The organism is Bacillus sp. N447-1, assembly GCF_022701035.1.
Lineage (GTDB): Bacteria > Bacillota > Bacilli > Bacillales > Bacillaceae_G > Bacillus_A > Bacillus_A cereus.
This window is the reverse complement of record NZ_CP065509.1, coordinates 2,104,054-2,127,754: the sequence shown is the minus strand read 5'-3', so window position 1 is coordinate 2,127,754 and position 23,701 is coordinate 2,104,054. Positions and strand designations below refer to the sequence as shown.

The following is a 23,701-nucleotide window of genomic DNA, read 5'->3' as shown; positions in this document are numbered from 1 at the left end:
TTTGTTACGTCGTTTATCTATTTGTACAGTACTAACAGCTTTTATATTTACTTTATTTACATTTAACGGCTCTGCTTTCGCGGCTACGAATGCTACTGAAAATCAAAATGTAGTAGCAGCTTGTGCAAAGGGAGGTACGGTAGGTGTATATGGTGCAAAGATGCGCAGTGGTTATACTGTCGATTCACCTGTCTTACATACATTTAATGATGGTACGAAAATTACTGGAACATGGGTAACTGGTGAATATGTTCAAGGTCATTACAGTAATTCTAAACAGTGGTTAAAAGTTACATATAAAGGGATGACAGGTTATGTATCTCATACAACATTATATAACGTTTGCTCATAAAACTATGTACCATAATAGCTTTGGATATATTGAGCTAATCTCTTCTCGAGATTAGTTCTTTTTTATCTCTTAGTTTTTAATGGGGCATTTTTTGAAAAAGACCAACGATTCATTAAATCGATGGTCTTACGTTTATATAGTATTCATTTGTATCTATATTAAATTTTTCATTGTTTTTTGCTTATTTTAGACTTAGTTTGTTTGTGATTGCAGCTTATCAATTTTCCAGTATGTTTGTAGAGGGTCTAAAGAGCTTTCAATATAAAACATATATTCATCTGCGGTACGTGGTACTTCAAAAGCTATTTTCAATTCTACCGTTTCATTTGGTTTAACTTGTATATCAGAAGGGTTTTGATCAAGCACCTTTCCTTTATAGATCTTTCCGTCTTTTTCATCTTTTAAGTTATATTTTAATTCTGATAGTCCAATCGTTTGACCTCGTACATTTTTTACAGAGACATTAACAACTACGGAATCGTTGCTAGCATTTAAATAGGCACTTTGAACAGCGGTCAAGTAATAGCCTCCCTTAACACTCTCACCAACTAATAAAATACCTTGTTCCAAGCGGCTCATATCTTCTTTTTCTTCAAAATTTATTAATTCTTCATTTTCATTTTTTGCGGTTGGTTCTTCTATTGGACCATTTTCAACGGCACTATCTGTTTTATCTTGTGTGCAAGCAGCCGTAACACTGACTAATACTAGAATGAAAGTAAGTAATATAGATAATTTTCTCATAAAATTTATCTGTCTCCTTAAGTTTCTCAATTTTGTGCAACTATACATATAAGATTAACATAATGTCTCATTATTGGCTCAAAATAGGGGGTCTTTTAGACAACTTATTCTTTTTACTTTTAATATACATTCGATTGGTTCTCGCGATATTTGTTAATCTTTTAAAACATTGGCTTAGTAATACCGAGGGTTATTATAGATATATTAATCATGTAATTTGTCCATATCAAAATGAACGTTTTTTGCATTTAATATATTGTAAATATATTTTATTTTGGAAGGATGTGATTATATGGCTCATAAATCTACTGGAGTGTTTCGAGTTCCAGTTTCTGAAAATGGGATTATTCCAACTGCTCTCAACATTATGTTAAACAATGATTCACGCTGTCATACTAGTAATGTAACGGTAACTGTTAAGAGAAGTCGAAACACCTTTTTCCCAACTCAAAATGAATTAGTTGAAATCTCTCGTACTTTTGTTTTTTTAGAACCAAATAGAACAACTAAGATTGTGTTGTTTACTCCAGAATTCCAAGTAGAAGATTTCCTTGATGTCATCATTAGTGGAAATAGAGAGGATGTTAAGGATGTTCTTGTATATTCTTTCTTAGCAGATTCAGTAGGTCATAATCTGCCATCTACTGTTTTCAGAAATGCAGAATACACTTTTGCTTGCTGACACTGTGATAATGTATTCTTTACTGTCGTATATCTGAATTGAAATGTTGCAAACAGCACTTCAAGGCATATAATCTATCGTTGAAAGATCATTCGGCAGAGGAGCGGTAGTTGGTGAAAGAAGTTTAGGATATCCAGATGCAGGTGCACATATGCTTGGGGTTATCTTTACAGAAATTTTAGGTAGTTTGAAATAGAAATTAAAAGATCCCTTCTACCTTAAGGTGAAGGGTTTTTTTAATATGTTTTTTGATATATATTGCTAAATATGTTCCCATAATTCATTCTATTGTATTGAGAATAATGTCATCTACATCACAAAACGGTTTATAAAAGGAACTAGTATTTGAAGAAGTTCCACCTCAAACATACTCCTATGCATATAAGTATGTTTGAGGTGGATTTATTAAAGAATTTTATATATAGCATGAATGAAAATGAGATAAATAAAACAATGCTTCTCAGTATGTTCTTAAGAATTAATTGAGCAGGTCCTTGTAAAATAAAGAAAAGACACCAAAAGGTGCCTTTCGCCGATTTAAATTAATTTTAATATTATCGATCTAAGTTTAAAAGCTATAAGAATTTTTTCTGTAGGATTTGTAAGTAGTTTTACGAAATTATGAGTGTTTTTATTTTGTAATTCAATAAGTTCATCTGGTAGCATTTTTGTATAATATTCTTTTCTGTTAGTTCAAATATAAATAATGCTTTTTCCAGTTATAAATAACATCTTCTACATTATGTTGTTTCATTTTTAATAAACACTGACCTTTTAAATAGAATAGTTCACCTAGTAAGTATAAAGTATTTAGATTAATTGCTAATTTGATACCCTTATCAATATACTTTATTGTCTCTTCATGTTGATATGTGAAGTCGAAACATTTTGCTAAATTTAACATGAGTTTTAATTTAATTTCTTTATCTCTAGGAAATCTAATTTATTAAAATTAGTTAAACATCTTTTGAATATATTAATACTTTTTCATATTCTTTATTTTCTGCATAAAATATAGCCATTGTTTGCATAATATCTATTTCTCTTTCTGATAAAAATCAGAATTAGTTAAAGTTAGTTTTAATGCATTATTTAAAAAATCTAAAGCAGTTTTTATTGATTTATCCACCATAAATATAGCAATTGCTTCATGCCACATTAGAAATTGTTTCTCATCTTTTGTTTGAAAATTATTCAAGTTTTCTCTTTTTACTATTTCATAAAGTTCTTTATATTGTTTTTGCTTTAAGCAATCTTTTATTACGTATTTTACATTTTCTACATATTTTAATCTTTTGTTTTGAGTTAGTGCAAATATGTTATTCGGATCAATACCAAGTCTTTCTGATAATTGATATAACAATATACTAGATGGATAAATCATACCTTTTCAATCTTGCTAATTTGACTTTGTGAACATATTCCATGACATAATTCGGATTGTGATATATTTTTTTAATTCTAAGTTCTTTAATGGTAATACCCAAATCGTTAAATTCCATTTTTCCACCTACTATTTAGCACTTTATTAATATAAGAACATTCTCTAACCTTAATGTAATGTAAAATTAATATAGTTGCAATTATTGTTTTAAAGGGCTTATCGTTTCTATAAGATGGTGAGATTTTTTTATGTACAAAAAAGACACCCTAAGGTGCCTTACGCCGACTTGGACCACATTCGTTTAATATAAACCTATCTGTATTTTCACATGCTTCTCTAATTCCTCTATTTTCCATTTGATAAAATAAAATCCTAATATTACTAATAATTAAATAAATATTTCTACATATTCAAGATATTTACATAAATTACAAAAGTGATACATTTAAGTTGTAATCTATAAAAACTATTAAAGGGGGATTTATTATGTTCAAGAAATTAGTAGTAGGAGCGTTAGCAACAGGTATTGCATTAACAGGAGGAATGGGTGCAGCTTCAGCTGATACACAAAAAGCTGTGAGCTCTCCGAAGCAAGCAGCCTGCTCAATTCCTTATGAGTATTCTAATGGTAAATTCAAAAGAACTCTTTATTACTCAAATGGAGTATATGCTAATAGTTTTAATGAAAATGTTTGTGGCGGGACGATTACGTGGTACTTAAAACATGTTCAAAATGGAGTTGCTTTTTACGAAGGTAATTTAAAATAGTAGATTTTTTGAACCTCATTTATTGAGGTTCTTTTATTTTTAGTTTTTAAACTGATTCTCTATAAAAAAGACACCCTAAGGTGCCTTTTTGCGATTTGATCCATTGTAATATGGTATTGAATGCCAGTCCGATTATTATTTTACTATGTTAAGTAGTTTCGATTATTGAGAAAAAATACAACTCATTGTTTGAATGCAAAAAAGCCCTAGGGGGACTAGGACTTTTTGCTAGAATGAATAAGATTTAAAAAAGGACTTATATAACGTAACATATGAATGTTTCGTAAATGTATCAAAAAAGTGAACAAAAGCGTTAATTTTAATAAAAAAAGCTCCGCGATAAAAGCTGCGGAGCTTCATAAGGTCGAGTTATGTCGTACTCACAAAGGATTTTAACATGAATGTTGTGGTGAAAATACTGGTAAATTTATCCCATAAAACTCCCGCTGATTAGAGTTTCACTTCATTCGAAGGAATTTATGTTTTATAAATTAGATTATGATAGTTGATATTCTCCATATTGACCAGAAAAGAACTAAAAATTCTAGTGAAATTCCAAGTGTTCGTTTCCTAGTTTTTTGAAATTCTTTTATTAAATAGCCAACAGCACTAATTGCTATAAGAATAAAAAGAATAAGTTCGAGTGTAACTGGCATTTTATCCACTCCTAATACATTAATTTATTATATGAAGATTATAAGATATTTTTGTGGCTAGTAGTGAAAAATTTAATAAAACTATCTCTAAATAGTTATTTTAAAAGAAGAGAAACTAGCAAAAATTAGATACTTTTGTATAAGAAAGGAATAGATTAATAATTTAATATAAAAATACAAGATATGCAATATTGCATATCTTGTATTTCATATTACATTGAACCCAATTATGCCTTGAATAGAGAGGGTTTAAAAGAAATATAATAATCTAAATTGTTTACCAATTAATATGGTAAATTATAGATAAATAAAGAAATTTATGTTAATGTACTTATGGTAATATACTGTTAAAAAAAGGAAGAGGTGAAAAGTTTATATGTTTAAAAAAGGCGTATCATTGCTATTAATTTTCATTTTATCTATTTCTACATTTAGTATAGTAACTCACGCTGCTAGTAGTTCAGAATATGTGAATCAATCATTCTATGGGTATAAGGAGCCATCTTTTAATTCAGTTAAAACAAATGGCGGATCAGAGTATGGTGCTCAAAATGTAGGAGTCGTGGAAAAAAGAGATAATGGTTGGTGGAAGATTGAAACATGGGAAGGTCCAGTTTGGATTAACTTAAATGGGGAAGAACGTGTCATGGGAGATTTCTATGCATATGATGAACCTTCTTTCTCATCAAAGGTTGCGAATGCTGGAGCGAAGTACGGGCGACAAACATTTAGAATAGTAGATGGAACAACAGATGGTTGGCTAAAATTTAAGACGTGGGAAGGCGACAAGTGGATGAATCCTACGGCTGAACAAATTACTGTCAACAAAACAATCTATGCGTATAATGAACCTTCATTTAATGCACAGAAAGCAAATTATGAAGCACCATTTAACCCGCAAAATTGGGGAGTAGTAGAAAAAAAAGAAAATGGCTGGATGAAAGTAAGTACTTATGAAGGTTATAAGTGGATCAATCCAGATGGAGAAGAAAGGTTCATAAACAAATCATTCTATGCGTATAACGAAGCTTCATTTAATGCAGCTAAAGCAAACGCTGGAGCATTATATAATCCGCAGAATTTTAGAGTTGTGGATGGGACACCTAATGGATGGTTAAAGGTTAAAACATGGGAAGGCGAGAAATGGCTGAATCTAGATGGAGAAGAAAGATTCATAAACAAATCATTCTATGCGTATAACGAGCCTTCATTTAGCTCAGGCAAAGCAAACGCTGGAGCATTATATAGTCCGCAGAATTTTAGAGTTGTAGATGGGACAACTAGTGGGTGGTTGAAGATTAAAACATGGGAAGGCGACAAGTGGATGAATTTAAATGCGGAAGATACAGGCGTAGAATTCTACGTGGAAGCTACTGCATATAGTGTAGAAGGTAGTCCACCAAATGAAAGGATTACGGCGTCTGGAATAGACATAGGAAAAAATCCTAACATCAAGTTAATTGCAGTTGATCCTAAAGTTATTAAACTAGGAACGAAAGTTTGGGTTGAAGGATACGGTGATGCAATTGCTGGAGATACAGGTGGGGCTATTAAAGGCAATAAAATTGATGTTCTGTTTCCTACAGAAAAGCAAGCACGTGAATGGGGACGTAAAAAAGTGAGAATTAAAATAATGAAATAGGATATATCTATTCTTTGCTTCGAAAATTATATATTAGACAAAATAAAAGGGAGGATATTTTTATGTTTAAGAAAAGTATAGGAATCTTATTGTTTTTTATTCTATCTATCTCGACATTCAGTATGGTAACTCACGCTGCTAATAGTTCAGAATACGTGAATCAATCATTCTATGGGTATAAAGAACCATCTTTTAATTCAGCTAAAACAAATGGCGGATCAGAGTATGGTGCTCAAAATGTAGGAGTCATGGAAAAAAGAGATACTGGCTGGTGGAAGATTGAAACATGGGAAGGTCCAGTTTGGATTAACTTGAATGGGGAAGAACGTGTCATGGGAGATTTCTATGCATATGATGAACCTTCTTTCTCATCAAAGGTTGCGAATGCTGGAGCGAAGTACGGGCGACAAACATTTAGAATAGTAGATGGAACAACAGATGGTTGGCTTAAATTTAAGACGTGGGAAGGCGAAAAATGGATGAATCCTGCGGCTGAACAAATTACCGTCAACAAAACGATTTATGCATATAATGAGCCTTCATTTAATGCACAGAAAGCAAATTATGGAGCACCATTTAACCCACAAAATTGGGGAGTAGTAGAAAAAAAAGAAAATGGCTGGATGAAGGTAAGTACTTATGAAGGTTATAAGTGGATCAATCCAGATGGAGAAGAAAGATTCATAAACAAAGCATTCTATGCGTATAACGAAGCTTCATTTAATGCAGGAAAAGCAAACGCTGGAGCATTATATAATCCGCAGAATTTTAGAGTTGTGGATGGGACACCTAATGGATGGTTAAAGGTTAAAACATGGGAAGGCGAGAAATGGCTGAATCTAGATGGAGAAGAAAGGTTCATAGAAAAAGCATTCTATGCGTATAACGAGCCTTCATTTAGTTCAGGCAAAGCAAACGCTGGAGCATTATATAGTCCGCAGAATTTTAGAGTAATAGATGGGACAACTAGTGGATGGTTGAAGATTAAAACATGGGAAGGCGACAAGTGGATGAACCTAAACCAAACAGATTCTGGTTCTTCTGGAGTAATTGATTTAGCTTTAAAACAACTTGGAAAGCCGTATGTTGAAGCTGGGACAGGACCAAATGGATTTGATTGTAGTGGCTTTATTTATTACGTATTTAAAAATAATGGATATAACATTGTGAGAACAAGTGTTGCAGGATACTGGGGAATGGTTACAAAAATAAGTGATCCTCAACCAGGAGATTTAGTATTCTTACAGAATACATATAAAGCGGGTCCTTCTCATTTAGGAATATATTTAGGGAATGGTGAATATATTCATGCTGCTGACGAAACAACAGGTGTAATTAAAAGTAAGATAAATAGTTCATACACTCAAAAGCACTTCTTGGGGTATGCTAGATTTTCAAAATAATTAAATTGGATTCAATAAAAAGACAGCTATCTATGGATAGCTGTCTTTTTATTATTTGTGTTGACTTGACTACTTATATATATTCACAATCGAAACAACATAATATTAATACGGAAAAATATATTAATATGAATTTTTGCATATTTTAAAATTCAATATATCCCTCAAAAACTTTTAATTGTATAATATATTTTGTCATATTTTTAGATTTTTCGACATAAACCAACAAAAATAGAGAACGTATTGGGAGAAGACATTATGTATACAAAACTATTAAAATCAATTACATCATTATCACTGATTGGTGGTGCGTTGTTATATACAAATGGCAGTGGTGTGAAGGCTGCTGAAGTGGGTGTTTTTTCTGATGTGCCGACATCACATTGGTCATATCCTGCGATTAAAGATTTAGCGAGTAAAAATATTATTTCCGGTTATGGGAATGGGATATTTGGTTTTGGAGATGTTGCGACAAGGGAGCAAGTTGCGGCTTTAATTTATCGAGTGTTAGTACCGAATAAACAAGGCGGTTCGTTTAGTAATGATGGAACTCGTTACGTATTAAAGGATGGGTCTACGTTTAAAAATCCTTACGGTGATATTAATCAAAGTTCTACAATGTTTCCAGAAGAGGTATTAACTTTAACGAATTTAGGAGTTTTTAAAGGTGATGAAAATGGCCAATTTAGACCGAAAGCTTCTGTGAGTCGTGCGGAAATGGCACAAATTCTTACAAATGCTTTCCATCTTGCGGCAAAACAAAAACATACCTTTAAGGATGTTCCAAATCCATTTTGGGCAGAAAACGCAATTAGTGCAGTGCAGTCAAATGGAATCGCAGATGGCACAGGGAACGGGAATTTTGAACCGTATGGCACAGTAACACGTGAACAGTATGCGCAGTTTTTATATAAAACTTTAAAATATAAAAATGCCGATGTGAAAGATACAGGAGATGCTGCATTATTAACAGCGTTTAAAGAGGAAGTACAAAAGCGTATTAATACATACGAGACAAATATTACACTTCCATATAAAACGAAAAACAATAATACAAACGAAGTGATGAATACACTTTTTAACGCATATAAAGAAGTTGCAAGTAAAAATGAGTATACAAATAATAATAGATCGAATGTTTCATATGGACTTTCTGGATCACCTGGAAATTATACATTTACGCTTAAGATTACATATCGTGAAACGAAAGAACAGACGGAATATGTCATGAAACAAGCGAAAGCAATCGTTTCTTCTATTACTCAAGTTGGAATGGATGATCACGAAAAAGTGAAGGCGATTCATGATTACGTAGTAAAACATGTTTCTTATGATACGTCTTATAAAGCTTACACAGCATATGAAGCACTTGTAAATCGTTCTGCGGTTTGCCAAGGTTACGCACTATTAACGTATCAATTATTAAAAGAAGCAGGAATTGAAAATCATTTCGTGACAGGAACTGGGGACGGACAACCTCATGCTTGGAATTTAGTGAAAATCGAAAACAAATGGTATCATCTTGATACAACATTTGATGATCCGGTTCCAGATGAGCAGGGCCGCGTAACGTATTCGTATTTCAATTTATCAGATGAACAAATCGCAAGAAATCATGAGTGGAACCGCGGAGACTACCCGCAAGCTACAACGAATTATTATAGTACACTGACAAACAAAATTGCGGCAGGTAGTACGAAAACGCCTGCATATCAACAAATATTAAAAGATACAAAGTTAAACTATTTAGGAAATGAATATATCGCAAATAACTATACCGAATTAAAAAATAAAATGCAGCAACGCTATAGTGCAAAACCAGAGAAAATTGAAGTGCTATACAAGCAATCAATGAATGGTGCACTGCAAGATGTGAAAAAGGCAATTGGTGAAATCGATTATCCGCAAGGGGCAAATCGAGTTTCTTATAAAGCGGAGCCTTACAATGCGAAAGAAGGGTATTCTTTAGTGACGATTACGTTTACGTATTAAAAGCAACCTAGATCCTATGGGATCTAGGTTGCTTTTTTATTATTCTTCGACAAAACATGACAATATATAGATACATTCTTTGCTACTATGAGATGAGAAATCTTACATTAAAAAACTGTTTAAAATAACTAATGCAGATAGGCGGAAAAAAATGAACCGAAAGTTACTAATGGCTTTAACATGCGGTACATTGCTTATGGGAATGGCTGCTTGTAGCTCAAATGAGAAGACTACAACTGAATCAAAACCTAAACAAGAAGAAAAGGTTCAGGAAAAACCGAAAGTTCAAACCATTCAAAAGCAGCAAAAAGATAGTTATGTAGTAAGTGAAGAAGAGCTCTCTAAAGCGGCACAGTCGATTGGTGAAATCCAAAACGAGCAAACTATAAATGATATGATGATACATATGTCTTTACAAAAACTCACATTCAATGGGAATAATCTTCATGTTTCCGGTACCCGTGATGTAGGGCGATTTCAAATGACGAAAGAAAACATTCAATACTTAAAAAACAACTTAAATGTTATTAATAATGATGAAAGACCAAAATATGAATCTATTCTGAACAAATGGTATGATGGAGAGTTCGAATCTGTAGTTAAAGACTTTGAAGAAATTCATTATTTAAGTTCAGCAAAAAAGCAAAGTATGGAGGGATCTAAACTAGCTAAAAAAATTGATAGTGATGAAAAAGAATTTATTCTCCATTTCTTTGGTCAAGAAGGATTAGATATCCATAATAAAGAGTGGAAACAGGGCGAGTTATAGAAGTAAAACTGAATTTCTCTTCACTAGGAAGTACAATGTTTTACGGAACAAAAAAATAATGAAATTTCCTTAAATATAGTCCCATCGGGAGGTTGTCTATACTGAGATTCAATAGATACACAGTAATGCTTATTTTTCTAGCCATTGGCACAAATGCTGCATTATCTATGTGGATTAAGCAGGGACTTTTAGGTGTCATCAATGCTATTATTTTCTTGTTAACCGCTGCACGGACTACAAAATGAACTAATACAGAAGATTAGCATAAATAAAACATTGTATTTCTCAATAAACAAAACAACTTAACGTGGTAAAATAATAGTTGGACGGGAGTCCAATACATATTATTAAAATTAAGATGGTTCAAGTCGGAGGAAGGCACCTTAGGGTGTCTATTCTTTTTTATAAAAAGAAATTTGTACGTTTAGACGCATTTTAAATACAAAATAACCGATTCCTTATACGTTAAGAAACCGGTTATTTATTTTCCTACTTTTTTAGAGGGCTTTTTCTTATAATGGTCTTAAATTATAAATAAAAGATAGAGTAAAACTATATACGAAATAAATGTAACGAAAACAAGAAAACATATAAACTGAGAATTAGATACATATTGTTCTATTCTTTTTTTCATGTTAATTCGTATTATTTTTCAAATGTGAAGTATCAATTGGAATTTGAGCTTTCCAAGATCCATTTACTTTTCCAATTCTAGTTATATTTACGTCTAAAGTAAGAGGCTGTTTAAAAATGTCTTTTTCTTCATTAGTTATAACAAATGTAGCAACACCTTCGGGTCTATCATTATCACGGATGCCTATTTTATCTAACTTTTGACCTGCTGCCACAAGTTCAAAAGGAAGACGATCATCTGCATCATGGATAAATGATAGTCTCCCATCATGTTTAATCTCAGGGTTTTCCTCTTGTTGTCCATTAATTATACCATCACTTTGGAGATCTAATCCTGATGTATCAAATTCAAATGGTACTAAACTTCCGTCAGCTTTTTCCATTCTATAATGAACTGATATACGTGAATCTGCGATAAATAATTCTTTGAGATGTACAGTAATACCTTGATCTGTAATTTTTTCATCAATAGGAATATATTTACCATTCTTCATCATATCTTGTGTGATACCATTTTCATCTTTTATTCCTTCATTTACAACTTTATCATTTGTAATTGCATCAGAAAAATATGAAGCGACATTTGTAGCCGCCACTTGTACTTGTGGAATCATTGCTGTTGTGAAAAGTGCAGCTGCAGCTACTGCTGTATAAATGAAACATTTTGATTTTTTACTCATGTTTGTAAAGATGCCTTTCTTTTGTTGTTTTTTGTAATTTATATTAGAAACGTTGTCTAACTTGGAACGACTTTCAAATGTTTTCCATGCTTGTTCTATATCAATTTTGATTTCTTGTGGTGAATTTGCAGATTCTTCATCTAGCATTACGTTTTCCCATTGATTTAATTTACTAATTTCTACTAATAAATCTTGGCATGCTTCACATGTATCTAGGTGCTTTGTAAATTCCTTTCTTATATCATGAGAAAGTTCTCCATCAATATATGTTTGAATAAACCCGATATCATAACATTTCATTTGTTATGCCTCCTCTATTTGTTTATAAATCTTGCGGAATTTCATTTTGGCTCGGACTAATAATGTTCCTATAGAAGATATTTCAATTTGAAGTACTTCTGAAATTTCTTTATATTGAAAACCAGAGAATTTCATTAGTAAAAGGGTTCGTTCTCGATCATTGATTTTATTTAGTGTCGTTTGGACCTTTGTAATTTCTTCTTTTCTTATCCAATCATCGTCTAATGATGATACATTTTGTACTTCATGGTATTGTATTTCCTTATCAATCTTCGCTTGCTGCCTTTTTTCAAATCGAAAATGGTTATAAGCTACATAAGTAGAAGATTTAATCAACCATCCAGGTATATTTTTAATTCCTTTCCAATCGCTACGATATAATTGTAAAAATACTTCTTGTGCTAACTCTTCAGCGATAGATTGATCTTTAACAATCCATATAATCTGTTTCACAGCATAAGCATAGTACTGCTTAAATAAATCTTCAAAGGTCATATTAGAAGCATGACTTTCTTCATTTTCTATGGTTAACATGTTCGTTTAAACCTCACTTTCAATTTGATACCTGTATTATAGAGAAACCAGAAAAACGGATTTTGTGACAGTTTTTCTGGATATTTTTTTATATTTTTTATCTCGCATTAACGGGTAGTAAGACCCCCACCTCAAAATTCAGCGGAAGCAAAGAAGTTAGGTGGGGGGCGGGCTGACCGTAAAAGCCCGATTGGTGTGAGCTAATAATCAGTGGTCGATGAACCCCCCACTGATTAAAGTTTCACTTTATTATGTACTAAAAAAGCATTCATCTGATTAAAAAGATAAATGAAAACATAAAAACTATAATTCTTGCAGTAGTTGTCTATTAATGTACAAAAAACAGTTAGTTTGTTGCCAAATTGTATCTAAACGTACGATTTTCTTTTTTCTAAATGAGAGTCTTGCCTTAAAGAAGATAAAAATTCAATGGATAATTACCATGAATATATAGATAAAGTTCATCCATATATTTGTAGAAAGGAGGCATTCAAATGAAGAGACATGATAATAAGGTTGGTCACTTTACATCTGAAAAAGGAAAGGAAGACTTTCAAATTGCCTACGATGAATCAATGGCACTCCTTCCAAAACCTAACGATACGAAAAATATAAAAACGAAATATGGCACAATTCGTGCTTATTATTTTACTAAAGAGGAAAACAAACATAAGGAACCAATACTCTTACTCCCTGGACGTGGTGCATCTACTCCAATGTGGGTACCTAATTTAGAAGGTCTAAGAGAAAAAAGGCCTGTTTATACGATAGATTTACTAGGTGAACCTGGGATGAGTGTGCAAACGAAGGTGATTGAAAATCAAAAACAACAAGCAGAATGGTTAAATGAAGTAATTGAAGGATTAGGTTTAGAAAGAGTGCATATCGTAGGTGTCTCCATTGGAGGGTGGACAACAATGAACTTAGCCAGATATAATCCTGAGCATATTGCTACGGCTAGTTTATTAGATCCAGTCTTTGTATTTGCGCAAATATCCATAAAAATGATTCTGGCATCTATTCCAGCTTCTGTTCCTATTGTCCCTAAGTTTTTAAGAGAAAAGATGTTAAGCTATGTTTCTGGAGGAGCAGAAGCAAGTGACGATGAGCCTATCGCTAAGTTAATCGAGTCGGATATGCGTAACTATAAACTGAAAACGCCAGCGCCTGATTTATTTAGTAAAGAAGACTTAAAAAATATTGATATTCCAGTGCTTGCACTTATAGCTGAAAAAAGTACAATGCACAATTCGGTAAAAGCAGTTGAAACTGGAAAAAAATACGTTAAAGATATTGATATAGTTAATTGGAAAAATGCATCTCACGCAATCAATGGTGAGTTCTCTAACGAAGTTAATGCTAGGATCCTTGATTTTTTAGAAAAACATTCTAATGATAACTAAGTTGAAAGTGGAAAATATGTTGTCATAACAACTTCATCTCTATATAGCTATTTAGGGGATTTAGCTCATTTTTTATTTTGGCATATTTTAATTCTGCTATTTTCATGAATATGTATAATTACATAAAATTTCAGTGAAAAAGAGAGTATACTTTCATATTGTGTAATAAAGGTAAAGCCCGCCTACGGAAATAGGCGGGCTTTTTTTACTTATAAAGAAAAGACAACCTTTAAGGTGTCTTCCTTCGATTTGAAACATTTTACTAGGTTAAGTTTTTGTGATAATAAACTCTTTTAATTGGAATGAACCTACGCAGTACATCACTTTATTCTTAAGCATCATTCTCAACAAAAGTGAAGATTTTCATTATCTTTTTAACTACAAAGGGTAATAATTTAGAAGCTAAAAATGCAAGTATGAAAGCAATTCCCCATGTTTTTATCCATGATTTGAGAAATAAAGCTGTATATCCAACATTCATTGAAACCATGACGAAAGAGATAATGCTAGATATGCCTAAAATCATAAAGATATTAAAAATTAATGGTTCAAATTTTTTATTGATTTTCAACATTAACACCTATTTTCTATATATGCTTTGCTGCCCGATTTCACTAACATCTAATCTTACAGTTTGAAATCTAGGTTGTCCAGTTTGTTTTACTTTGCTGCAATAGCAATTATTGAGATGTTTATTAGTTTGTCTGGAATAGGATCTCCTGTTATTGCTATCCAGCTAAGATTTTAAGTCCGTACCTAAATGAACACTTTATATTTTTTATAGTATCGAAGTTCATTTTGGGGGCGAATGTAATACTACATCATTAAAGTATTAGTTACAATTGAATCTCTGCGCACATAACCATCAAATTAAGCTTAAAAATAAAATAAACTTGCATTTACATAAACGAAGAAATTCTTAAAATATGTGTTTTCATTAAAAATAAGCATACGAAATAGACCCTAGCGAGTTTCATTTTTTTACTTATGCAGCTTTCTTTTGCTTTCTCAATCCACTATTTTCATAGATAACACCCATGATATCTAAGACAGTCTTCTTCTCATATCGATGAGATTTCCGCCCGTTGTTCTGTAGAAGGTATAACAAGCGAATCAGCAGATTTGTAATCTCTAGGAGTCCTTTTTGTATGACTTGATATAAGAGAAATGGATGATCTTGTATCATACCTATCGCTTTATATTCAATTAGTTTTTTTTAGAACTTGGCGCATTTTAAACATTGTAGAGGAACATAGGTAAATAGTGATTATATTTCTATATAGTTGGCACTCTAATCGCTCCTGTTTTACATTACGATAATGGTCTGTTTCGAATTTGTAGTTTTCTGTTATTTTTTGGGAGACTGTATTGGATATATATGCTAATATAAGTTGGTGATTATACAGAAAACTGAAAAAATGGAGGTAATTATGAAAACTTTCATATATATGGTGAGACACGGGGATTCACCAAAGTTTGGAAAAGAAAAAACAAGAGGATTAACTGAAAAAGGAAAATTAGATGTTCAACGAATAACGGATGCATTACAAGGTGAGGGAATCGACGTTGTTATCTCAAGTCCATACAATCGTTCAATTCTAACTGTTCAGCAGTTAGCAAAGCAAATAGGACAAGAAGTTTTAGTATTTGAGGACTTAAAAGAGAGGATTTTTATTGCTGAAGAGGAACGAATTTCGGATAAAGAATTATTCCCTTTGATAAAAAAGTCATTCTTAGCCCACGACTTTGCTTTAATGGGGGGAGAGTCTAATGTCGACTGTCAGAAACGTGCTATAAAAGTCTTAAAAGAATTATTAAACACCTATCGAGGACAGAAAGTAGTCTTAGGCACTCATGGAGCTATAATGACTTTGATGATGGGGTATTATGACAGTAAGTATGACTTGAATTTTTTACTACAGACATCAAAACCAGATATATATAGGATGGAATTCAATGGACAGGAATTGGTGGAGGTTAAAAGATTGTGGGAAATTTCATAGATTGAATTTATTCATCTATTGCTTCTCCCAATGACGTGTATTATAAAAAATAGGGTTACTGCGGTAACTCTTTTTCTTATGGAACTAATGGGGGATTGAGTTCAACAATCTAAAAATTTCGGTTCCTTAGCGCACAAAATTCACGTTTTGTTCTTGCTATCCCGAGATGAAATGGGAGGGAATGTTTTTTGGGCAAGATACTTTTAAAGTTATTTTTTAAATCAATCTTATTTTTTTTCTTATGCAGTATTGTTGTTTATTCTATATTTCAGATTATTTTTGTCTTGAGTGTTTCGACAGGATTAGGGAGGGATGATATAGTCGGATTTTCTGATAATAAGTATGTAATTGGCCGTCCACCTGTTAGCTATAATTTATATAAAAAAGATAGTGGAAAAACTATATTAGATAATGTTATTGGTTATAAAAAGGGGAAAACCAAAAGCTATGTTCGGAATGAAGTTGAATTTGTAGTGATAGATGAGATAAAGGGTAGCTATGAACTGTATAAAATACAAAATGCTTCAGAAAAGGATATAGAACGGCTGAAGGAAATGAAGAAATTAGAATAATAGAGACTATCTGAAAGGTAAAGAAGCACACTTGCTATTGTTAGATCTAAAAAATGGTTTAGACTGATAACTGAGTTTTGTTTCATGAAAAGAGTCATTATTAAAATAAAGTATTAGGGGTTCAGTCCCATTGTCATCAAGCTAAAATTTTATCGTACCTCCAGAACGAAATTTTGTGCTAACTTATAATAAAAAAGCTCATTTTCTCGTTTTGGGGTAATTCTGAATTCTTAAGTTGATAAGCATGGCCTCTGCACATTGCATGGGGCTTTTTCATGAAGAAAGGACACTCACGTGAGTGTCCTTTCGATAGTTTTTAGCAGAAGCAAGCAGCTCCAACGATGATTAATAAAATGAACAATACAACTAATAAAGCAAATCCTCCAGCGAAGCCACAGCCACCACAACTACCACCAAAGCCCATAACAGTTCCTCCTTTTAATAGGAAGGGAAAACCAAGGGGTCACTCATGTGTTTTAACGGATTCCATTTACTTTATGCTTTTACGAATGAATGGAGCGGGTCCTTTTCAAAATAGATTTATCCCGCTATTTGTCGGGGAGTAAGACCTCGATTGATGAGGGCAGAATAAAGTTGCACTTTATTCTTAGAAGGAATTCAAAGGCAAAATAGGAGAGTCTATATCATTCTTTAAAAGCGAATAAATGAAAAATAAAATATCTAATAATATAGATAGAAATCCGCTTTTATACCTTTCAATAAAAGAATAATAGCATTATATATTATAAGGAATACTTGTCCTTAATTGTAAATGAAAGGGGGGAATTGGTATGAGTTATGGCTATGGTCACCCTCCAAAAAAATGCTTTGAACATCATAATGAAACTTTATCAACGGGTGTATTACGTAGACATTCCGCTACGTTATTTCTTACTGTTGAAGCTATGAATGTTGATCCAGATGATACTCGTAGAGTAACAGTTGAAATGTTTGATTGGTCATCGGGTTCTCCGGTATTGTTACCATTAATAGACCCTTCAACACAAACATTGCCACCTAATCGATATGTTACTTTTCGTTCAGCAGCTCTTCCTCCAGCACTCTTTGCTTATGAAGTAAGAATCATTCGTCCGAAAGATAGAGATGTTGTTACAAATGTTTTTGGTCTTAGTGCAATCGTATTTAACCCACAAGAAGGAAATAATGTTTTACAACATGATTTAGCAAAATTAGACCTTAAATAGATTTTATAAAGGTCTATTTATTGAGCATGATTAAACAAAAGAGTAGGGTGTAATGAACTGCACCCCAATTGTTAGACACAGTCTAACAATTGGAGGTGCAGTTTTTCTATGGCTAAATTTACAGCTGATGAAAAAGTACAAATCGTTCTACGTTATTTGAATGGAAATGAAAGTTATCGAGAAATGGGTAAATCGATTGGTATAAGTGACACAATTATTTTGAATTGGGTAAACCAATATAAACAGAATGGTATGGAAGCTTTTCTAAAACGATGTACAAATTACACACAACAATTTAAACTAGACGTACTAAACTTTATGATTGAAAACGGTATGTCCTTATTTGAGACGGCAGCTATCTTTAACATTCCTGCCCCTTCAACGATTTCTGTTTGGAAAAAACAGCTCGAAACACAAGGAATTGATGCCCTTCAATCTAAGAAAAAGGGGCGTCCATCCATGAAAAAAGATTCAAATAAACAAGTAAAACAAGCTTTAGCTGAAGGGTCAGTCGAAGCACTTGAAGCACGTATTCAACAGCTTGAAATGGAAAATGAGTACTTAAAAAAGTTGAATGCCTTAGTTCAAAACAAGGAAAAATCACGAAACAAGACAAGGCACAAGTAGTCTATGAATTAAGGCATAAATATTCAGTGAAGGCACTCGTGGAGCTAGCTGGTATTCCACGGAGTACGTATTATGATTTAGTAAAGAAAATGAATCGTCCGGATCAAGATGCCGATTTGAAAGCTGAAATTAAAGCAATTTATGAGGAAAATGAAGGTCGTTATGGCTACCGTCGCATTCGTGATGAGTTAACGAATCGTGATCAGAAAGTGAATCACAAGAAGGTTCAGCGCATTATGAAAGAGCTTGGATTAAAGTGTGTTGTGCGTATGAGGAAATATAAATCCTATAAAGGGAAAGTCGGTAAAATTGCACCTAATATTTTAGAGCGTAATTTTTATACAGATGCCCCGAATCAAAAATGGGTAACGGACATCACAGAGTTTAAATTGTTTGGAGAGAAACTGTATGTATCACCTGTATTAGACTTGTATAATGGTGAAATTATTACCTATACAATTGGTTCTAGACCGACGTATTCACTTGTTTCAGAGATGTTAGAAAGCATTAGAACGCTTACCTGAAAATCACCAGCTACTAATGCATTCGGATCAAGGATGGCATTATCAAATGAGACAGTACGTCCGGACACTTGAATCAAGAGCTATCGTCCAGAGTATGTCTCGAAAAGGCAACTGTTACGACAACGCAGTAATAGAAAATTTCTTTGGGATTATGAAGTCAGAGTTCCTATACATAAAAGAATTTGAAAATGTAGAGCACTTTAAAATAGAATTAAAAAAATATATAGATTATTATAATACGAAACGGATTAAGGCAAAATTAAAAATGAGCCCGGTACAATACCGGACTCACTTTTATCAAGCTGCCTAATGAAATAACCGTGTCTAACTTTTAGGGGTCACTTCATAATCCTACTCTTTTTTTAACGTTAACTAGAATTTTAAAAGAAATCCTTCATCATTTTAGCATCTTTAATATTTACTATCACACCTTCTACCTTATCTTTCTTCTCATCTTTAGCAATTGTAATTTGTTCCTTATTATCAACCCAAACAAGAAACTCTTCTTTGGAGTCATCTTTATATGTAACGGTAATAGTAGAATGTGCAGATTCTCTCTTTTTTTGATCTAAAGTAATTGTTGTAGGTGTTCCATTTTGAACTGCTGAAACGATAGATTGTATCATTTCTTCGTTATCTGTTTGAGATTTGGAAGTAGTATGATTTGTTGTTTTCAGTATTTCAATGTCTGAAATATTTGCGGAGTTTAATTGAAAGGTATATTGTGCATGTTCTTGCTTAACTTGTGAAGCTTTATCTGTAGCCGAGGTACTTGTACAACCTATTAAAGTGAAAGATAGAGCGGTTAGTGCGCATATAGATATGATTTTTTTCATAGTATCCCTCCTTAAGATTAATTATAATAATTTTCTGTCAATTTAGGTAGTTATTGTAAGGGGAAGATGTTTTAAAGTGGTAAATGATGTTGTTCATTTTCTATTAAAATTAAAATTCACATAATTTTTTTCATATTTTATGTTTAACATTTCGAAAATAGGTGTACTACATATAATATAACAAATAATTCATTTTAAAGGAGGAAGTTAAAGATGGAAACGAAGTATAGTAAACCTTTTGTATATGAATTTATTACGGAGAAAGAGGTCATGAATGCGGCGAATGATCTAGTGAAGAAAGGAATAGAACAAAAAGATATTTACGTGTTAACACATGAGAAAGAGAGGACAGATAGAATCGCAGATAATGCAGACGTGAACACGATTGGAATAAAAGAGGAAGGACTTGGGACAAGCATTATTAATGTCTTTCAAAAAACGGGAGATCAGTTAAGAAATAAGATGCAGGAGTTAGGGCTTAATGAGGAAGAAGCAAACTTCTACGAAGAAAAGCTAGATGAAGGGAAGATCTTGTTATTCGTTAAAGATTTAGAAAGAGTCGGTGAATGGTTACACGAAAGAAGATGCATGTATTCTATTTAAATTTGTATCCTGTAAATCTATAAATCTATTACGAAAAGGAGATGGGAAATATGAGTGAGAGCGGACTAAAAGAACAAATTACTGGTAAAGTGGAAAAGGCAAAGGGACAAGTAAAAGAAGGAATTGGTGAGGTTACAGAAGATAGAAAGTTGAAAAATGAAGGGAAGTGGGACAAGACGAAGGGAACGATAAAAGAAAAAGTCGGAAAAGTGAAACAAAAGATAAGTGATGGGTTGGATAATAAAGAATAATACATGTTTATCAAGCTTTGGTTACATACCAAAGCTTGATAAATACAATATAAAACGAATATAGGAGGGTTAATTGTGGGACTTATTATTACGTGTATTGTAGGTGGACTTATTGGTGCGTTAGCTGGAATGATTACGGGAAAAGACTTTCCTTTAGGTATAGTTGGTAATGTAATTGCCGGATTAATCGGATCTTGGGTAGGTAGTGCATTATTTGGTCATTGGGGTCCTGAATGGGGAGGCATCTTTGTTCTTCCAGCGTTATTAGGTGCAATCGTCTTTATTTTAATCGTAACATTTTTCTCTAGAATGCTGCGGAAAGCGTAAGTATGATCATGAATAGTAATCTTAAGTTTTTTATATATAGCTATAAGGTTAATAGAGTGATAAATATACATAAAAAAGCATCCAATTAAACTAATTTGGATGCTTTTTTAATGTAATCTACATAGGAATAAGCGGGGGATGAAGGCCCCCGCTCATTGAAATTACAATTTCTATTATGTATTAAACCATCGTTACTTTTTTACAATTATTTATTCTTACGACCTGCCTTGGTTCTATATGAGATAAGTCCTCGTTATTACCTATATCCACTACAATTGTATTCGTTAGTATATTAATAATGGAACCAACTAATTTTGTAGCATGATCGTGTCGATAAGAAAATTGAACAAAATCTCCCTTTTTAAAGCTGTGCTCTTCCATAGATAGATCCCCCTAAAAATAATGTTTATAGATTATATATACACAAATTTATAAGGTTTAAACATTTGGTAGTATTTTTTACGTGTTAAGCTGAGAAAGGTGTAGAAAATTTATCCCGCTTTAACGGGCAGTAAGACCCCCACCTCAAAATTTAGCAGAGCAAAGAAATTAGGTGGGGGATCAACTGCCCATAAAAGTCCGATTGGTTCAACTAATAATCAGTGGGGGATGAAGAAAACCCCCACTGATTAAAGTTTCACTTTATTTATAATAAAAATAAAAAAATATGTTTAAAACTAATTTTTATGGGTAATTAACATAGTAGTAGTTCGAGATAAGGGGGCGGAAATGATGAATTTGGCAATAAATATTTTGCAAAATGATGTAGGTTATACGGTACAACTTAATGGTGAAATTGATGCATATACGGCATCAGATTTAAAAAATAAGATTATGCCTATTACAAGCGAAAAAGAGGTTCATATTGTAGTAGATTTTCATAACGTAGATTATATGGATAGCACCGGTTTAGGTGTTTTTATAGCGCTATTAAAAGCGGTTAAGAAAAATGATGGGAAACTAGAGTTTATCGGTGTATCTAAAAGATTAAAAAGATTATTCGATATTACAGGATTAACGGAAATATTAAATTTGAATTCTGATTTTGAAAAAGTAGAAAGAAGGTGACTAGGGATGATGGAGAGATTTGAAAAGATAGAAATGAAAATTCCTGCAAAGGCAGAATATGTGGCTATTATTCGTTTAACAATGGCTGGTGTTGCGAATCGAATGGGCTTTGCTTATGACGATATAGAAGATATGAAAATTGCTATTAGTGAAGCATGTACAAATATTGTACAACATGCATATAAAGAAGACGTTGGAGAAATTGCAATTGTCTTTGGACTATATGAAAATCGATTAGAAATTATGGTTGCGGATAATGGGGTTAGCTTTGATTTTAATAACTTAAAAAGGAAAGTTGGTCCGTATGATATTAGTAAACCAGTAGAACATTTGCCGGAAAATGGTTTAGGTTTATATTTAATTAATACGTTAATGGATGATATACAAATCATGCATGATGAGGGCATGACAGTTTTAATGACAAAATATATACAAAGAGAGCAGGTGGAGAATGATGGAAATCCAATCTCAACCTACGAATCTTACTAAAGAAGACGTTATTAAACTAATTGCAGACTTCCAACAAAACCAATGTGATGAAGCGCAGGAAAGGTTAGTTGAGCATTATAAAAATCTTGTCTATTCCATTGCATATCGCTATTCAAAAGGCGGACCGATGCATGAGGATATTATACAAGTAGGCATGTTAGGGCTCTTAGGCGCAATAAGAAGGTATGATTATTCGATAGGGAATGCCTTTGAGCCTTTTGCAATACCTACAATAGTAGGCGAAATAAAGAAGTATTTACGTGATAAAACTTGGGGCATTCACGTTCCAAGGCGGATTAAAGATTTAGGCGGAAAAATTAAACTTGCGATAGAGGAGTTAACAGATCATCTGCAACGTTCACCGAAGATAATAGAAATTGCAAATCATTTAGGACTATCGGAAGAGGAAGTTCTAGAGATTATGGATGCTAAAAATAATTATCGAGTATCTTCCTTAGATGATGTAGTTGAAAATTCATCTGATGGAAGTTCGGTAGCGAGAATTGAATCTGTAGGTGAAGTAGAGCAAGGATATGAAGAGACAGAAAGGCGTCTCGTTTTAAAGGATATTTTTAACGTATTAAATGACACGGAAAAGAGTGTTATTCATTATATATTTGGAGAAAATTTAAATCAAAAAGATACAGGGGAACGGTTAGGTATTTCACAAATGCACGTTTCTCGTATTAAAAGACAAGCGATAAGTAAATTGAAGCAAGCCGCATTTTTAGATACATAAAAAATTTAAAATAATGATGTTTAAAACATGAGAAAAGGGGTACTTATTAAGTATAGGAGGAGATATGAAAATGTCACACGATGTGAAAGAACTAATCGAAGGATTGAATGAAGATTTAGCAGGAGAATACGCAGCAATTATTATGTATAACCATAGTGCAGCTACAGTTTCTGGTATATATAGACAAGTGTTAAAGCCTTTCTTTGAATCTGAAATTAGTGATGAACAAGGACATGCCCTATATTTAGCGGAGAAAATTAAGACGCTAGGTGGTACACCTACTACGATCCCTTTACGAGTGAAACAAGTAGAAGACGTTAGAGAAATGTTAGAAGAAGCTAGGAAGTCAGAATATGAAACAATTAAGCGTTATGAAAAGCGAAAAGAACAGGCAGCGAAATTAAATATGACAGAGTTAGTTGTAAAACTAGAAGATATGATTGCCGATGAAACAAATCATATGGAAGAATTAGATCGTCTTTTAAATGATAAAGCAATGGTATTAAATTAATAGT

The 23,701-nt window shown here is 32.7% G+C and carries 26 protein-coding genes and 3 pseudogenes; 20 read left to right on the top strand and 9 right to left on the bottom strand.

Annotated elements, in window-relative coordinates; all coding sequences use genetic code 11:
• Position 1 precedes the first annotated feature (1 nt).
• A complete protein-coding gene (locus IQ781_RS10670) occupies positions 2-352 on the top strand; it encodes an SH3 domain-containing protein (RefSeq protein ID WP_000946193.1) in 351 nt (116 codons plus the stop codon).
• A gap of 192 nt (positions 353-544) precedes the next feature.
• On the opposite strand, the gene IQ781_RS10665 is transcribed toward IQ781_RS10670, so the two are convergent.
• Positions 545-1,096, bottom strand: coding sequence for a DUF4352 domain-containing protein (locus IQ781_RS10665; protein WP_001228902.1), 552 nt, complete (start codon positions 1,094-1,096; stop codon positions 545-547).
• Between the two features lie 292 nt (positions 1,097-1,388).
• On the opposite strand from IQ781_RS10665, the gene IQ781_RS10660 reads away from it, so the two are divergent.
• Both IQ781_RS10660 and IQ781_RS10655 read left to right on the top strand, forming a co-directional pair.
• On the top strand, positions 1,389-1,778 hold the full coding sequence (locus tag IQ781_RS10660; protein ID WP_139846949.1) for a hypothetical protein: 390 nt from the start codon (positions 1,389-1,391) through the stop codon (positions 1,776-1,778).
• Between the two features lie 76 nt (positions 1,779-1,854).
• Positions 1,855-1,974 (top strand): DAK2 domain-containing protein, encoded by a 120-nt coding sequence (locus IQ781_RS10655; protein WP_071740898.1) that lies wholly within the window; start codon positions 1,855-1,857, stop codon positions 1,972-1,974.
• A 434-nt stretch (positions 1,975-2,408) separates the two neighbouring features.
• On the opposite strand, the pseudogene IQ781_RS10650 reads toward IQ781_RS10655, so the two are convergent.
• A pseudogene (locus IQ781_RS10650) lies at positions 2,409-3,280 on the bottom strand (helix-turn-helix domain-containing protein); the annotation flags it as partial.
• A 368-nt stretch (positions 3,281-3,648) separates the two neighbouring features.
• On the opposite strand from IQ781_RS10650, the gene IQ781_RS10645 reads away from it, so the two are divergent.
• From IQ781_RS10645 to IQ781_RS10625, 5 genes are all read left to right on the top strand, one after another.
• Entirely contained in the window at positions 3,649-3,930 is a 282-nt protein-coding gene (locus IQ781_RS10645; RefSeq protein WP_033695671.1) for an LCI fold-containing protein, read from the top strand.
• A 1,032-nt stretch (positions 3,931-4,962) separates the two neighbouring features.
• Positions 4,963-6,228 carry a 3D domain-containing protein gene (locus IQ781_RS10640; RefSeq protein ID WP_087635097.1) on the top strand — a complete coding sequence of 422 codons (1,266 nt, stop codon included), beginning with the start codon at positions 4,963-4,965 and terminating at the stop codon, positions 6,226-6,228.
• Between the two features lie 62 nt (positions 6,229-6,290).
• Positions 6,291-7,631 (top strand): C40 family peptidase, encoded by a 1,341-nt coding sequence (locus IQ781_RS10635; RefSeq protein ID WP_139846951.1) that lies wholly within the window; start codon positions 6,291-6,293, stop codon positions 7,629-7,631.
• Positions 7,632-7,889: 258 nt separating this feature from the next.
• Entirely contained in the window at positions 7,890-9,623 is a 1,734-nt protein-coding gene (locus tag IQ781_RS10630; protein ID WP_000288216.1) for an S-layer homology domain-containing protein, read from the top strand.
• Between the two features lie 151 nt (positions 9,624-9,774).
• Entirely contained in the window at positions 9,775-10,392 is a 618-nt protein-coding gene (locus IQ781_RS10625) for a DUF6241 domain-containing protein (protein ID WP_139846952.1), read from the top strand.
• 635 nt (positions 10,393-11,027) lie between these two features.
• Here IQ781_RS10625 and IQ781_RS10620 read toward each other — a convergent pair.
• Together IQ781_RS10620 and IQ781_RS10615 are read right to left on the bottom strand one after the other, a co-directional pair.
• Positions 11,028-12,005, bottom strand: coding sequence for a DUF4179 domain-containing protein (locus tag IQ781_RS10620; RefSeq protein ID WP_063220322.1), 978 nt, complete (start codon positions 12,003-12,005; stop codon positions 11,028-11,030).
• Between the two features lie 3 nt (positions 12,006-12,008).
• Positions 12,009-12,539, bottom strand: coding sequence for an RNA polymerase sigma factor SigX (locus tag IQ781_RS10615; RefSeq protein ID WP_063220321.1), 531 nt, complete (start codon positions 12,537-12,539; stop codon positions 12,009-12,011).
• 494 nt (positions 12,540-13,033) lie between these two features.
• On the opposite strand from IQ781_RS10615, the gene IQ781_RS10610 reads away from it, so the two are divergent.
• On the top strand, positions 13,034-13,942 hold the full coding sequence (locus tag IQ781_RS10610) for an alpha/beta fold hydrolase (protein ID WP_063220320.1): 909 nt from the start codon (positions 13,034-13,036) through the stop codon (positions 13,940-13,942).
• 331 nt (positions 13,943-14,273) lie between these two features.
• On the opposite strand, the gene IQ781_RS10605 is transcribed toward IQ781_RS10610, so the two are convergent.
• Together IQ781_RS10605 and IQ781_RS10600 are read right to left on the bottom strand one after the other, a co-directional pair.
• Complete coding sequence (locus tag IQ781_RS10605) at positions 14,274-14,513, bottom strand: DUF2798 domain-containing protein (protein ID WP_000700223.1); 240 nt, start codon at positions 14,511-14,513, stop codon at positions 14,274-14,276.
• Positions 14,514-14,927: 414 nt separating this feature from the next.
• Positions 14,928-15,276, bottom strand: a pseudogene (locus tag IQ781_RS10600) (IS4 family transposase); the annotation flags it as partial.
• Between the two features lie 96 nt (positions 15,277-15,372).
• Here IQ781_RS10600 and IQ781_RS10595 point away from each other — a divergent pair.
• Both IQ781_RS10595 and IQ781_RS10590 read left to right on the top strand, forming a co-directional pair.
• Positions 15,373-15,945 carry a histidine phosphatase family protein gene (locus tag IQ781_RS10595; protein ID WP_139846953.1) on the top strand — a complete coding sequence of 191 codons (573 nt, stop codon included), beginning with the start codon at positions 15,373-15,375 and terminating at the stop codon, positions 15,943-15,945.
• Positions 15,946-16,133: 188 nt separating this feature from the next.
• On the top strand, positions 16,134-16,517 hold the full coding sequence (locus tag IQ781_RS10590) for a hypothetical protein (protein WP_016125603.1): 384 nt from the start codon (positions 16,134-16,136) through the stop codon (positions 16,515-16,517).
• A gap of 316 nt (positions 16,518-16,833) precedes the next feature.
• Here the strand turns inward: IQ781_RS10590 and IQ781_RS10585 are convergent, their stop codons facing one another.
• Entirely contained in the window at positions 16,834-16,941 is a 108-nt protein-coding gene (locus IQ781_RS10585; RefSeq protein WP_000505670.1) for a YjcZ family sporulation protein, read from the bottom strand.
• 367 nt (positions 16,942-17,308) lie between these two features.
• Here IQ781_RS10585 and IQ781_RS10580 point away from each other — a divergent pair, with 367 nt between their 5' ends.
• Together IQ781_RS10580 and IQ781_RS10575 are read left to right on the top strand one after the other, a co-directional pair.
• A complete protein-coding gene (locus tag IQ781_RS10580) occupies positions 17,309-17,722 on the top strand; it encodes a hypothetical protein (RefSeq protein WP_000120217.1) in 414 nt (137 codons plus the stop codon).
• 108 nt (positions 17,723-17,830) lie between these two features.
• Positions 17,831-19,183: pseudogene (locus tag IQ781_RS10575) on the top strand (IS3-like element ISBce19 family transposase).
• A 70-nt stretch (positions 19,184-19,253) separates the two neighbouring features.
• Here the strand turns inward: IQ781_RS10575 and IQ781_RS10570 are convergent.
• Positions 19,254-19,709: a hypothetical protein gene (locus IQ781_RS10570; RefSeq protein ID WP_000720856.1), complete on the bottom strand. Its 456-nt coding sequence runs from the start codon at positions 19,707-19,709 to the stop codon at positions 19,254-19,256.
• Positions 19,710-19,922: 213 nt separating this feature from the next.
• On the opposite strand from IQ781_RS10570, the gene IQ781_RS10565 reads away from it, so the two are divergent.
• From IQ781_RS10565 to IQ781_RS10555, 3 genes are all read left to right on the top strand, one after another.
• Positions 19,923-20,312 (top strand): YflT domain-containing protein, encoded by a 390-nt coding sequence (locus tag IQ781_RS10565; protein ID WP_016125605.1) that lies wholly within the window; start codon positions 19,923-19,925, stop codon positions 20,310-20,312.
• A gap of 50 nt (positions 20,313-20,362) precedes the next feature.
• Entirely contained in the window at positions 20,363-20,563 is a 201-nt protein-coding gene (locus tag IQ781_RS10560; protein WP_000004257.1) for a CsbD family protein, read from the top strand.
• A 75-nt stretch (positions 20,564-20,638) separates the two neighbouring features.
• Positions 20,639-20,890 (top strand): GlsB/YeaQ/YmgE family stress response membrane protein, encoded by a 252-nt coding sequence (locus IQ781_RS10555; protein WP_000522903.1) that lies wholly within the window; start codon positions 20,639-20,641, stop codon positions 20,888-20,890.
• 180 nt (positions 20,891-21,070) lie between these two features.
• Here IQ781_RS10555 and IQ781_RS10550 read toward each other — a convergent pair whose 3' ends face one another.
• A complete protein-coding gene (locus IQ781_RS10550) occupies positions 21,071-21,271 on the bottom strand; it encodes a hypothetical protein (protein WP_000391018.1) in 201 nt (66 codons plus the stop codon).
• A gap of 348 nt (positions 21,272-21,619) precedes the next feature.
• Here IQ781_RS10550 and rsbV point away from each other — a divergent pair, with 348 nt between their 5' ends.
• From rsbV to IQ781_RS10530, 4 genes are all read left to right on the top strand, one after another.
• Positions 21,620-21,958 (top strand): anti sigma b factor antagonist RsbV, encoded by a 339-nt coding sequence (gene rsbV, locus IQ781_RS10545; protein ID WP_002040740.1) that lies wholly within the window; start codon positions 21,620-21,622, stop codon positions 21,956-21,958.
• A 6-nt stretch (positions 21,959-21,964) separates the two neighbouring features.
• A complete protein-coding gene (rsbW, locus tag IQ781_RS10540) occupies positions 21,965-22,447 on the top strand; it encodes an anti-sigma B factor RsbW (RefSeq protein ID WP_000970576.1) in 483 nt (160 codons plus the stop codon).
• Entirely contained in the window at positions 22,410-23,186 is a 777-nt protein-coding gene (sigB, locus tag IQ781_RS10535) for an RNA polymerase sigma factor SigB (RefSeq protein ID WP_002183358.1), read from the top strand. The genes rsbW and sigB overlap by 38 nt, the downstream gene beginning before the upstream one ends.
• A gap of 70 nt (positions 23,187-23,256) precedes the next feature.
• Positions 23,257-23,697 carry a ferritin-like domain-containing protein gene (locus IQ781_RS10530; RefSeq protein ID WP_000017743.1) on the top strand — a complete coding sequence of 147 codons (441 nt, stop codon included), beginning with the start codon at positions 23,257-23,259 and terminating at the stop codon, positions 23,695-23,697.
• The last annotated feature ends 4 nt before the right edge of the window (positions 23,698-23,701 follow it).